Here is a 12,287-nt window from a genome sequence, read left to right as displayed (position 1 = left end):
AGGATTTCGTTCCTTTATCGCGCTTGGAAGGAACGCAATCCTCAAGATCGGCAATGAGTACCGCTGGGTCCGCACGGCGTGTTGGTCACACGCCCTGGGTGAGTGCCGCGTCGACACCCGAAATTTCGGATATGACGCGCTCTGCCGGGCCGGTGTACCGGGCGCTCGGACGGACGAGCCGGCCGCTGCGTTTCTGCTCCAGGATGTGTGCCGACCAGCCAGCGGTGCGGGCGCTGGTGAACATCGACGTGAACATCGAGGACGGGATCTCGGCGAACTCCAGCACGACCGCGGCCCAATACTCCACGTTGGTGGCCAGGACCCGGTCGGGCTTGCGGGCGTGCAGTTCTTCGAGCGCCGCGTTCTCCAGCGCGGAGGCGACCTCGTAGCGCGGGGCGCCGAGCTCCTTGGCCGTGCGGCGCAGCACCCGGGCGCGCGGGTCCTCGGCGCGGTAGACGCGGTGTCCGAAGCCCATGAGCCGCTCGCCGCGGTCGAGGGCCTGGGCGACGTAGGTGCGCGCGTCGCCGATGCGCTCGGTCTCGTCCAGCATGTGCAGCACCCGCGCTGGCGCGCCGCCGTGCAGCGGACCGGAGAGTGCCCCCACGGCGCCCGACAGCGAGGCGGCCACGTCGGCTCCGGTGGACGCGATGACGCGGGCGGTGAACGTGGACGCGTTCATGCCGTGCTCCGCGGCCGAGGTCCAGTAGGCGTCGACCGCCTTGACGTGCCGCGGGTCGGGTTCCCCGCGCAGCTCGATCATGAACCGTTCGACGACGCTGCGGCCCTCGGCGACCCGGCGCTCGGGCACCTGCGGCTGCTCGCCGCGCGCGGACTGGGCGATCACCGAGAGCGCGGCGGAGGTGGCGTGGGCGACGTTGTCGGACGCCTCGTCGTCGTCGATGTCCAGCAGCGGCTTGAGCCCCCACAATGGCGCCAGGGTCGCCAGTGTGCTCTGTACGTCGACGCGGACGTCGCCGGTGGTCACCATCAGGGGGATAGGGCTGGCGAAGGGCAGCCCGGGGTCGAGCCGGTTGTCGACCAGCAGCGACCACACCCGCCCGAACGTCACGTGGCCGACGAGGTTCTCGATGTCGACACCCCGGTAGCGCAGCGAGCCACCCTCCTTGTCCGGTTCGGCGATCTCCGTCTCGAACGCCACAACTCCCTCAAGCCCGGGTTTGAAGTCCGACATATCGGCGCCCTCCGTCTTCCCGGTCCACGGTCGCGGGATGTGCCCGTGGACCCTCCTCGGGTGGTCTGGGTGCCACGCACCGTGCCGCTACTGCTCTTCCTCTGAGTGGCGCGTACCCCGCAGGCCGTGTGAGGATGCTCCACCGTGAACCAATGTGAATTTGCTGACCTGCGGGAACCCTATGGCGCTGGTCCGCTGCGCAGGGGCGGTTTGGCGGCGCATCCCATGGATCAGTTTCACGTCTGGTTCACCCAGGCCCGCGGTGAGGGCCTGGCCGAGCCGAACGCCATGGCACTGGCCACAGTCGAGCCGCGGGGTGTTCCGCGGGTGAGGATCGTGCTCCTCAAAGGATACGACCGCGCCGGATTCCGATTTTTTACCAACTACCGTTCGCGCAAAGGGCGGGCGCTGTTGGAGAACCCGAACGTCAGTGTGGTCTTCCCGTGGCATCCGATTCGACGCCAGGTGAGCGTCTCGGGCCGAGCGGAACGCCTCAGTGAGGAGGAGAACGACGCGTACTTCCGCACGCGGCCGCACGGGTCGCAGGTCGGCGCCTGGGCGAGCGAGTACCAGTCCTCCCCGGTGCGCGACCGGGCTGAGCTGGAAGAGCGCTTCGGGCAGTACGAGCGCACCTGGACCGGGGCCGCCGAGATTCCGCGCCCCGAATACTGGGGCGGGTACCGGATCCTGCCCTCGGAGGTGGAATTCTGGCAGGGGCGGGCCGACCGGATGCACGACCGGTTCCGGTACCGTCTCCGGTCCGAGGAGGGGAGCGGCCAGCTCTGGGATATCGAACGATTGTCACCGTGAGTGACAAATTCATCCGGAGAAGTGGAGATCCCACGAACCGGTGGGAGGTGCGGAACGCGCCGTCACGCTATGATTAGAGCCATCGGTGGCCACTCCCGCGCCAGGGTGGACGGTGCCGGAGACTGTCGCCGGAGGTCCGAGGCCTCGGGCCGGGGCCACTCCGGAATCAGCCGTCACTGGCATGTGTTGAGAGACCTGCCGTTGCTCGACTCTCAACGGGCCCACGAGGGGAGGGGGAGCCTTTGACCGCACACGGGCTTATTGACACTACGGAGATGTACCTCCGCACGATCTTCGAACTCGAAGAGGAGGGCATCGTTCCGCTGCGTGCCCGGATCGCGGAACGGCTGCAGCAGAGTGGCCCGACCGTCAGCCAGACGGTCGCGCGGATGGAACGCGACGGCCTGCTCCGGGTCGAGAACGACCGGCACCTCGTGATGACCGACGAAGGAAGCCGGCTGGCCACCCTCGTCATGCGCAAGCACCGCCTCGCGGAGCGCCTGCTCGTTGACGTGATCGGGCTGCCCTGGGAGGACGTACACGTCGAGGCGTGTCGGTGGGAGCACGTGATCTCCGAGGCGGTTGAGGAACGGCTGGTCCAGTTGTTGAACGCCCCTTCGGTCTGCCCGCACGGCAACCCCATCCCCGGACTCGACGAGATCGGTCTCGCGGACTACGAACCCGAGCCGTTCTCGGACGACTCCATCGTCCCGATGGTCGACGTCGCCAACGCCACCCCGATCACGGTCACCGTCCGCCGTATCAGCGAGCAACTGCAGAGTGACACGGACATCATGCTGGACCTCAAGAGCGCCCGGGTACGCCCCGGGCAGGAAGTGACGCTCGTCGCGAGCGATGACGGCGTACGGGTGATGGGTGGTAGCGGCGATAATGGCGGCGCAAGCGAACTGTCACGGCACATCGCCGGTCACGTCTTCGTGGCCAAACCATAGGCCCGTCCCGGGGGCGGCTTGTGCTCCAGGGACCTGAATGTCGCGTTGCTCTGCGGATATGTCCGAACTGTTGCTACGCTCGGCCCATGGCGGAGCGGGTAGACATCGCGTCGCACGGCCCCGTCGCGCGGGGGACATGGCGCTCGTGGAGCACTAGGATTACGTTCCGTGACGACGAGGTGGCGACTTTATGACGCGGTGGGGGGATGCCTTCTCCGACGATGACGCGCTCACCGGGATCGCTGTGCTCGAACAGGCCCAGATCGCTGTTGTCGTGATCGACCGCTTCAGTCGCCTCCGTTACTGGAACGGGTTCGCTCGGGAACTGTTCGGTTTCTTCGGTGACCGGGACTATCGGGGCATGTCGCTGCTCGACATCGGAATCCACGAGGCGGACCACGAGCGCGCGGCCCAACTCGCGCGCCAGGTTCTCAAAGGAGAGACCTGGGACGGCACGTTCGCCGTGGTCCGTGCCGACGGAACCTGGCTGCATGTCCGTGCCCAGGCGGTCCCCATGCGCCATGAGGGCGGCGAGATCGACGGGATCGCGCTGATGGCCAACGAGGCGCTGCGCAGTGGGCGGGTGGAGGAGCAGTACGGACTGCTGGAGCGCGTGGGCGACCGGCTCGCGAGCTCACTGGAGTTCGACTCCACCCTCAAGTCGGTCGCCGAGATCCTGGTGCCGCAGTTCGCCGACCATTGCTTCATTGACCTGTTCGAGCACGACCGGCTTATGCGTCGGATCTCGGTACACGCCCAGGGGTGGACGCCGCCGCGGGGAACGTGGTTCGACGTCGGCGAAGAGGTCCGGTATCCGGATCGTCACTTCGTATCCACGGCCATCCGCCGCATGGAGACGGTGGCCATCAGCGACTTGCAGCCCGCCATGTACGCCACCAGCGACCGCGCGATCCGGGTCGCCCAACAGGTCGGCGTGACGTCGGCGATCGCGGCGCCGCTGCGGGTCCGGGGCGAGGTCCTCGGTGTGCTCACGGTCGCGCTCTCCCACCTCACCCAGCGCGACAAGCGGAACTACGACGGCTTCGACCGCGACCTGCTCGGCGCGATCGCCTCGCGGGTGGCGATCGCCATCGACAACGCCAAGCTGTTCGAGGGAGAGCGCAACATGGCGCTCGCGTTCCAGAACAGCCTGCTCCCGACCTCCTTCCCGCAGTTCGACGGCATCTCGCTGGCGCACCGGTACCTGCCGGCCAAACCGCTGGAGTCCCACGGCCATGGCATCCAGACCCAGGTCGGCGGGGATTTCTACGACGTGGTTCCGCTCTCGGCGGGCCGGGTCGGCATCGTCGTCGGGGATGTCGAGGGCCGGGGCACGCACGCCGCGGCCGTCATGGGCCAACTGCGCGCCGCGCTGCGCGCGTTCGCGCAGGCCGACCGGGAGCCGGCGGACATCCTGCGGGAGCTCGACGAGTGGGTGCGCCTGCTCGGCCAGCCCGACGGCGACGGTGGTGTCTGGGTGCCCAGCGTGAGCTGTCTGTACCTGGTCTATGACGCGTGGTCGCGCGAGCTCTCCTATGCCAACGCCGGCCACATGGCGCCGTTGCTCATCAACGACGGCGATGTCTCGGAGCTCAGCCTGGAGATCTCCGACACTCTGCTGGGCGTCAAGGTCAAGGGCGCCGCCTACGATGACGCCATCTACCACCAGGCCAGCCTGACCCTTCCGCCGGGAGGCACCCTGCTGCTCTACACCGATGGCCTGGTCGATCGGCGACCCCTGGGCGGAACGGTCGACATCCGCCGGTCGCTCGACCAGTTGCACGAGCGCGTGCGTGAGGTGGCGGACAAGGACGTCGAGCAGATCGCGGAGGTCGCGGTCACCGCGGTTCCCGGGGAGATCGACGATGACACCGCACTGCTCGTCGTGCGCTCCCAACCCGAGGAGCTGGCTCTGGAGGAGGGCTGGTTCAACGCGGAGGCGCCCACGGTCGGCGAGGCCCGGCACCTGGCCGCCACCACGTTCGCGCAATGGGGCATGGACCGCGACCAGGCCGAACTGGCCTGTCTGCTGGTGTCGGAGATCGTCACGAACGTCGTTATCCACGCGACCCCGCACCCCGCGCGTCGCGATCTCAACAACCGGGACGTGACCGATGTCGAGACCCAGCTCGACTTCGGTGGCCTGGCGGGCGACTTCGACGAGGACTGGTCCGACCTGCTCACCGAGGCGGCCGAGGACCCCGACGAGAACTCCGGAACGCGCGAGTTCCTGCTGCGGCTGCGCCGTGGCGGGTCCTCGGTCTGGGTCGAGGTGTTCGACCATGACCTGCGACTTCCGCGCATCCGCAGCGCAGGGGCAGACGACGAGGGCGGCCGCGGGCTGTACCTGGTGGACCAGCTCGCGACCCGGTGGGGTTCGCGCCCAACCCCCGAAGGCAAGGCCGTCTGGTTCGAGGTCCCGATGCGCACCACCCAGTAGTACCTCGCCAGGGCCCTGGCCCAGGGTGAGCCCGGCACTCGACGAAGTACTACCAGCGGCCGGGCCGCCCGTCCTGCGGGCCGCGAGCGTGGCGTGCGGTGTCGTCGGAAACCGTCCCATCGGCGCCGTGCGCGGGGCCGTGCCGGAGCAGAGCGCCTGACCGCCGCGGCCACCGTGCGGCACGCGGCGAGGGACGCGGTGGCCCCGCCCGGCGCGCACCGGCCGGTCCGCGCCGGGCGGCACGGTCCTACCGCCAGGACCACGCCCACAGCAGCAGCACCAGGAAGACGAAGAACACGACGATGCCGCTGGTCGCCCACGGGATGTACACGCGCGGGCGGAGCTTGCGTATGCCGATGAGGAGGAGCACGACCAGGAGACCGAGGACGATCAGGCCGTCCCATGAGCCGCTCATGAGGGATTGCGCCCCTTTCACTGTGACCCTGCGAGGGGGTGCCGCTACAGGCCCAGCGAACGCCCCACGATCTCCTTCATGATCTCGGTGGTGCCACCGTAGATCGATTGGACCCGGGCGTCCTGCCACGCCTTCGCGACGGAGTACTCCATCATGTATCCGTACCCGCCGTGCAGCTGGAGACAACGGTCCATCACCTTGTTGGTGAGCTCCGTGGTCCACCATTTGGCCTTGGCGGCGTCGTCGACGGTCAGCTCACCGCGGTTGAGCAGCGTGATCCCGCGGTCGACGTAGGTGCGGGCGATGTCGACCTCGGTAGCCAGCTCGGCGAGAACGAAGCGGGTGTTCTGGAACTTGCCGATGGGCCGGCCGAACGCGGTCCGTTCCTTGCAGTACTCGATCGTCTCGGCGAGCATCATCTCCGCGGAGGCGACAGCGGAGCAGGCGATCGACAGCCGCTCCTGCGGCAGGTTGTCCATCAGGTGGATGAACCCCTGGTTCACCTGCCCGATCAGGTTCTCGGCGGGCACTCGCACGTCGGAGAAGAAGAGCTCCGCGGTGTCCTGCGCCTTCAACCCCACCTTGTCCAGGTTGCGGCCGCGCTCGAACCCGGGCATGCCGCGCTCGACAGCGAGCAGCGAGAGACCGTGCGCGCCGGCCTCGGGGTCGGTCCGGGCGACCACGATCACCAGGTCGGCGTTGATGCCGTTGGTGATGAAGGTTTTCTGCCCGTTGAGGACGAACGCGTCGCCGTCACGGACCGCGGAGGTCTGCACCCCCTGCAGGTCGCTGCCGGCACCCGGCTCGGTCATCGCGATCGCCGTGATCAGCTCCCCACTGCAGAAACCGGGGAGCCAGCGCGCCTTCTGCTCGGCGGTGGCCAGGTCCACCAGGTAGGGGGCGACAACATCATTGTGCAGCGAGAAACCGAGCCCACTGGTGTGGGCGCGGCAGACCTCCTCGGTGACCACCGCGTTGAAGCGGTAGTCGGCGACGCCCGAGCCGCCGAACTCCTCCGGGACGCCCAGGCCGAGGATCCCGACCTCGCCGGCCTTGTGCCAGACCTCGCGCGGCACGATCCCCTCGTTCTCCCACTCGGCGTGGTACGGAGTGGCCTCGCGCTTGAGGAACTCGGCCACCGATTCGCGGAACAGCTCGTGGTCGGTGTCGAAGAGTTCTCTCTTCATGGTCTGGCTCCCTCGATCGCGCGGTACCGGGCGTGCGGAACGTGTGCGGCCAGCCTAATCGAGCGGCGTTCGGCCTGGCGCGCGAGGTGGACGCGCCCCGCGGCGCCCCGCGTTCTTGCCTTCACCGCCAAACCGAATATGGTTCGGTTCAACAGGACGTTGGTTATGCGGTTCGCACAGGAGGGCACCGTGGCTGAGGCATTCATCGTTGGGGCGGTTCGCACCCCCGTAGGAACCAAGAAGGGCGCACTCGCGGGAGCGCACCCGGCGGACCTGGGGGCGCACGTCCTCTCCAGCCTCGTGGAGCGCACTGGCGTCGACCCGGCCGCGGTCGAGGACGTCATCATGGGCTGCGTGAGCCAGGTCGGGCCGCAGGCGCTGGATCTCGCCCGCACCGCCTGGCTGTCGGCCGGCCTGCCGGAGACCACCCCCGGGGTCACCATCGACCGCCAGTGCGGCTCCTCGCAGCAGGCCGTGCACTTCGCCGCCCAGGGGGTCATGTCCGGAACCCAGGACGTCGTCATCGCCTCGGGCGTGGAGAACATGGGCATGGTGCCCATGGGCTCCAATGTCACGTTCGCTCTGGAGAACGGGCTTTCCATCTTCGGTGAGGGGTGGGCCGGCCGGTACGGCGACCAGGAGATCTCGCAGTTCCGCGGCGCCCAGTTGATGTGCGAGAAGTGGGGCTATAAGCGGGCCGAGCTGGAGCGGTTCGCACTGGAAAGCCACCAGCGCGCGGCCGCCGCCCAGAGCGCCGGGCGTTTCGACGCCGAGATCGCGCCGTACGGGGATGTCGCGCTGGATGAGGGTGTGCGGCCCGACACCACCCTGGAGAAGATGGCCGGGCTCGCCCCGCTGCGTGAGGGGTGGGAGCTGACTCCGGCCGTCGCGAGCCAGGTCTCGGTGGGCGCGGGCGCCGTGCTGATCGCCTCGGAGCGCGCCGTCACCGAGTACGGCCTCACTCCGATGGCCCGGGTCGTACAGCTCTCCCTGGTCGGGGACGACCCGGTGTACATGCTCACCGCGCCGATCCCGGCGACCCGGACCGCGCTGCGGAAGGCGGGACTGGGCATCGACGACATCGACGTTACCGAGATCAACGAGGCGTTCGCGCCGGTCCCGCTGGCCTGGATCGAGGAGCTCGGCGCCGACCCGGCCACCACCAACCCCAACGGCGGCGCGATCGCCCTCGGGCACCCGCTGGGCGCCACCGGGTCCGTCCTGCTGACCAAGCTGGTGCACGAGCTGGAGCGCAGCGGCGGCCGGTACGGCCTGCAGACCATGTGCGAAGGCGGTGGCCAGGCCAACGTCACCATCATCGAGCGGCTCTGAGGCCGCACCGGTCCCACACACAGCGTTCCTTCCCGGCACCGGGAAGGAACGCTGTGCCGCAGGGCGCGGCCCCTACGGGGAGACCGGCGAGGCGCCTTGCGCCATGCCGGGCGGCGAGGACGGCGGGGTCCGGTCGATGAGGTAGCGCACCAGCGTGATCAGCACCTGCTTCCCGGACTCCCGGCGCCGCGCGTCGAACGTCATCACCGGGACCTCCGGGTCCAGGTCGAGCGCCTGGCCGATCTCCCCGGGCGCGAAGTCGTCGGAGTCGGGGAACTGGTTCGCGGCGATGATGAAGGGCAGCCCGCGTTTCTCGAAGTAGTCGATCGAGGCGAATGACAGTTCCAGCCGCCGCGTGTCGACCAGCACCACCGCACCGAGTGCCCCAATGGCCAGCTCGTCCCACATGAACCAGAACCGGTCCTGGCCCGGCGTGCCGAAAAGGTAGAGCACGAGGTCGTCGCGGATGGTGATGCGCCCGTAGTCGAGCGCGACGGTGGTGGCGGTCTTGCGTTCGACGCCGGCGATGTCGTCGACGCCGGTGCCCGCGACGCTGAGGGTCTCCTCCGTGCGCAGCGGCCGCACCTCACTGACGCTGCCCACCAGGGTGGTCTTGCCGACCCCGAACCCGCCGGATATCAGGAACTTCAGGGCGGTCAGGCTCACGGTGGCCGCACTCGGTTCAGAGCGCTTCGAGGCCATGCAGGACCTCCAAAAGGGTGTCTCGACTCGGGCGTTCCTGGGTCGCCGGGTCCTGCAGTGAGATCAGCTCGTGGTCCAGCAGGTCGGCGATCAGTACCCGCAGCACACTCACGGGCAGATCGAGCTCCGAACCCAGATCGGCGAGGGTCGTCGGGTGCCGGCACCGGGACAGGATGGCGTGATGCTCGGGTCCCCAACCGATGGGGTCGACAGGGGGCTCGGGAGTGAGCGTGCGGATCACGGCGATGAGCGGGAAGGGCGAGTAGCCCCGCGTGGGCCGGGTCCGTCCGCGTGTGATGGCGAAGTGCCGGAGGAGAGGGCCGGCGTCCTCGTCCATCCACATCGAGTTGCCATCGCTGCTGTCGGGAGCCACGAGGTCATCCTTCGGGGGAATGACCGACCGGGGCGCGCGCCCCGACTGACATGTGCTCGCCCATACGTTTCACCAACCGCGCCATCTCGTAGGCGATGACTCCCATGTCGGATCCGGAGTCGGCGAGGACGGCCAGGCACGAACCCGCTCCGGCGCCGATCACGAAGAGGAAGCTCGTGCCCATCTCCACGATCGTCTGGCGTACCCCGCCGTCGTCGAAGTAGCGGCTGGTTCCCCGCGCGAGGCTCTGGAAACTGGAGGCGATGGCCGACAGGTGTTCGGCGTCCTCGCGCCCCATCCCTGTCGAGGCTCCCACCAACATCCCGTCGCTTGACAACACGATCGCGTTCCGGACTCCGGGCACCTGCTCGACCAGCCCGTCGAGCAGCCAGGTCAGTTGGTCGGGGGATGTGCTCACTGGTGGTTTCCCTCCAGATCGTCAGCGCTGGGCGGGGCGGAGTGTGCCGGGTCGGAACCAGTCGGCGGGTCGTCGTTGCGGCCGCGGGTCCATCCGGCCTGCATCGCGGACATCATGGAATGGACCTGTTCCGGCGGGCGGTCGTCGGCGGTGCCGGGGGGTGGGTCGGCTTCGTCGTCGCGCAGCTGCGGGACGAGATTGGCCTGCCGGACACGGCGGGGCAGCCCACGGGTTCGCCCACCGTTGTCCTGGCGGGGTGGCGGGCTCGGGCGGTGTTTGGGCGGATGGGAGGTCTCCCCGGCGGCGGGCGACGGGTGGGCCGGCTCTTCTTCCCCGGAAGGCGGGAGGCCCTGAGCCGCAGCGGTGGGGGTGTGCGTGGGCTGCGGGCCCTCGGTGCCCGCCGCGGGCTCCGCGTGGTGGCGGCCTTCGGCGGCGACCGCCGCCTTGGCCTGGTTCTCCTCCACACCGGGCTGCTCGTCGACGGAGAGGATGGAGCGCGGCAGCAGGACGATGGCGGTAACCCCGCCGTAGGGCGAGTCGCGCAGGTGCACCTTGATCCCGTGGCGCCGCGCCAGCGTGGCGACAACGAAGTGCCCCAGCTCTGTCCGCTTGGCCAGGTCCAACTCGGGCGGATCGGCCAGCAGCTCGTTGGCCTGCTGCAGCGACTGCTCGCTCATCCCCAGCCCGCCGTCCTCGACCTCGACCGCGAAACCGTTCGCCACATCGCGCCCGCGAACCAGGACCTCGCTCGTCTGCGGCGAGGAAAGGGTCGCGTTCTCGATCAGCTCGGCCAGCAGGTGGATGACGTCGGTCACCGCACCTCCGGTCAGCCCCACGGACGACATCGGGAAGACACTGACCCTGGTGTACTCCTCGACCTCCGTGGAGGCCGCGCGGATGACGTCGACGACGGGCATCGGTCTGCTCCAACCGCGACCGGGAAGGGACCCGGAGAGGATGAGCAGGCCTTCGGCGTGCCGGCGCATGCGGGTCGCGAGGTGGTCGAGCAGGAACAGCTCCCGAAGCTGATCGGGATCGTCGACCTGGCGTTCCAGGTTGTCGAAGAGCTTGAGCTGGCGATGCAGCAGGGACTGGTTCCGCCGTGCCAGGTTGACGATGACGTCGTTGACGTTCTGGCGGAGCTTCGCCTCGCCTGTGGCCGACTGGATGGCGACCATGCGCGCTTCGTCGAACGCCCAGTTGAGGTCGTCGAGCTCTCTGGTGTGGATCTGGAAGGCGAGCCTTGAGGGGCCGACGTCAGCGGCGTCCACTCCCTGGCCGGAGCGCAGCCGCCGAACCAGGTTGGGGAGCTGGTTGTGCGCGACGTCCTCGATCTGCTCCTTGAGGTCGGTGGTCTCCTTGATCAGCCGGCGCGCCATGCGTACCGAGACCAGGATCGAGAGCGCCACGCCGACCAGACCGGCCACGACGGCGACGCCGGCCCGCACTATGATGCCCGTCGCCATGGGTTCCGCGCTGGCGGTGAGGTGCTCGGCGGTGGCGTACTCGACCTCGCGGTTGCTCTCCGCGACACCGCCGACGGCTTGCTGCCAGGTGTCGCCGGCCGCCACCTCGTCGGGGATGGGGCCCGGCCCGGCCTCGACGACCGCGTTCTCCAGCTCGCGTAGCCGGGCCATCTCCTCGCTCTGCTGGACCTGTTCCTCGTGCCGCTCACGCAGGTGCGGGGGGAGGTCGATGACGGCGCTCTCGGTGGCGGAGTGCGCGGCACCCACCTGCTGGACGAAGCGGTGGTGCTGCTGCGGGCCGAGCCCTCCCGCCGCGATGCCGGCCGCCAGGAGCGCGTCCTCCTGCAGCAGCTCCTCGCGGGCGGCGGTGGTGCGCGCCAGCGCGATGCCCCGCGCGGTCATCTCCGGGTCGTTGAGCGTGGTGATGGACTGCAGGATGGCGAGATAGCCGTCGCTCATCCCCGTGTAGTAGTCGAAGGCCTCCCGGGAGCCGAGTGATCCGTCGTCGACGGCGGATCGCGTCGAATCCAGTTGGTCGACCTGGTCCTGCATGTTCCGCACCCGTTCCCGGGTGGCGGGCTCCACCACCTCGAGTATGTCGCTCTCCTGGATCCCCTCGAACTCCTGGACGGCGTCGTCGGTCTCCGATCGCGCCGCCTCGAGGTCGTCGGGCGCGGCCTCGGGGTCGGCGATGTGGATGAGCGTGGCGCGGCGCTCGGCGGCGACCGCGTTCCCCAAGGCGTCGGTGGGAGCGCCGACCTCCGGGTGCAACCGCTGCTGGTCGATCAGGGCCAGGCCCTGCGGAACGGTGAGGTAGACGGCGAATCCCGCCAGTGGCACGAGCGTCAGCAGCGGAATGAGGACGACCGTGAGGATCCGGAAGCGAACGGAGCGGGTACGCGGGGATCGCATGAGACCTCGTTAGCAGGGAGGGGGAGGGAGAAGCGAGGCTTGGGGTGCACGCGATGCGTGTCATCGTGGGTTGTGCGGGATGCGTGG

General features: G+C 69.0%; 11 protein-coding genes. 4 read left to right on the top strand and 7 right to left on the bottom strand.

Translation table 11 applies throughout. The features are described from left to right. Positions 1–85 precede the first annotated feature (85 nt). Entirely contained in the window at positions 86–1,192 is a 1,107-nt protein-coding gene (locus F4561_RS23940; RefSeq protein WP_184581833.1) for a citrate synthase 2, read from the bottom strand. A gap of 144 nt (positions 1,193–1,336) precedes the next feature. On the opposite strand from F4561_RS23940, the gene pdxH reads away from it, so the two are divergent. The 3 genes from pdxH to F4561_RS23925 all read left to right on the top strand — a co-directional run bounded on the left by pdxH (position 1,337) and on the right by F4561_RS23925 (position 5,395). After that, positions 1,337–2,002: a pyridoxamine 5'-phosphate oxidase gene (pdxH, locus tag F4561_RS23935; RefSeq protein WP_184581831.1), complete on the top strand. Its 666-nt coding sequence runs from the start codon at positions 1,337–1,339 to the stop codon at positions 2,000–2,002. Between the two features lie 242 nt (positions 2,003–2,244). Then, positions 2,245–2,955, top strand: a complete 711-nt coding sequence (locus F4561_RS23930) for an iron-dependent transcriptional repressor DtxR (RefSeq protein WP_184581829.1) — start codon at positions 2,245–2,247, stop codon at positions 2,953–2,955. A 190-nt stretch (positions 2,956–3,145) separates the two neighbouring features. Continuing rightward, positions 3,146–5,395 carry a SpoIIE family protein phosphatase gene (locus tag F4561_RS23925; protein WP_184581827.1) on the top strand — a complete coding sequence of 750 codons (2,250 nt, stop codon included), beginning with the start codon at positions 3,146–3,148 and terminating at the stop codon, positions 5,393–5,395. 247 nt (positions 5,396–5,642) lie between these two features. Here F4561_RS23925 and F4561_RS23920 read toward each other — a convergent pair whose 3' ends face one another. Continuing rightward, a complete protein-coding gene (locus F4561_RS23920) occupies positions 5,643–5,810 on the bottom strand; it encodes a hypothetical protein (protein WP_184581825.1) in 168 nt (55 codons plus the stop codon). A 44-nt stretch (positions 5,811–5,854) separates the two neighbouring features. Then, positions 5,855–6,997, bottom strand: coding sequence for an acyl-CoA dehydrogenase family protein (locus F4561_RS23915; RefSeq protein ID WP_184581823.1), 1,143 nt, complete (start codon positions 6,995–6,997; stop codon positions 5,855–5,857). A 189-nt stretch (positions 6,998–7,186) separates the two neighbouring features. Here F4561_RS23915 and F4561_RS23910 point away from each other — a divergent pair, with 189 nt between their 5' ends. Continuing rightward, a complete protein-coding gene (locus tag F4561_RS23910) occupies positions 7,187–8,329 on the top strand; it encodes an acetyl-CoA C-acetyltransferase (protein ID WP_184581821.1) in 1,143 nt (380 codons plus the stop codon). A gap of 72 nt (positions 8,330–8,401) precedes the next feature. On the opposite strand, the gene F4561_RS23905 is transcribed toward F4561_RS23910, so the two are convergent. The 4 genes from F4561_RS23905 to F4561_RS23890 are packed head-to-tail and all read right to left on the bottom strand — an operon-like array spanning position 8,402 to position 12,200. Next, positions 8,402–9,031 (bottom strand): GTP-binding protein, encoded by a 630-nt coding sequence (locus F4561_RS23905; RefSeq protein WP_184581819.1) that lies wholly within the window; start codon positions 9,029–9,031, stop codon positions 8,402–8,404. Continuing rightward, a complete protein-coding gene (locus tag F4561_RS23900; RefSeq protein WP_184581817.1) occupies positions 9,012–9,404 on the bottom strand; it encodes a DUF742 domain-containing protein in 393 nt (130 codons plus the stop codon). The genes F4561_RS23905 and F4561_RS23900 overlap by 20 nt, the downstream gene beginning before the upstream one ends. Before the next feature lie 4 nt (positions 9,405–9,408). Then, complete coding sequence (locus F4561_RS23895) at positions 9,409–9,822, bottom strand: roadblock/LC7 domain-containing protein (RefSeq protein ID WP_184581815.1); 414 nt, start codon at positions 9,820–9,822, stop codon at positions 9,409–9,411. After that, positions 9,819–12,200, bottom strand: a complete 2,382-nt coding sequence (locus F4561_RS23890; RefSeq protein WP_184581813.1) for a sensor histidine kinase — start codon at positions 12,198–12,200, stop codon at positions 9,819–9,821. Before F4561_RS23890 ends, F4561_RS23895 begins: the two co-directional genes overlap by 4 nt. Positions 12,201–12,287 lie beyond the last annotated feature (87 nt).

The organism is Lipingzhangella halophila, assembly GCF_014203805.1.
GTDB lineage: Bacteria > Actinomycetota > Actinomycetes > Streptosporangiales > Streptosporangiaceae > Lipingzhangella > Lipingzhangella halophila.
Note: the sequence above shows the minus strand (reverse complement) of the source record. Positions and strands in the feature narration are given on the sequence as shown.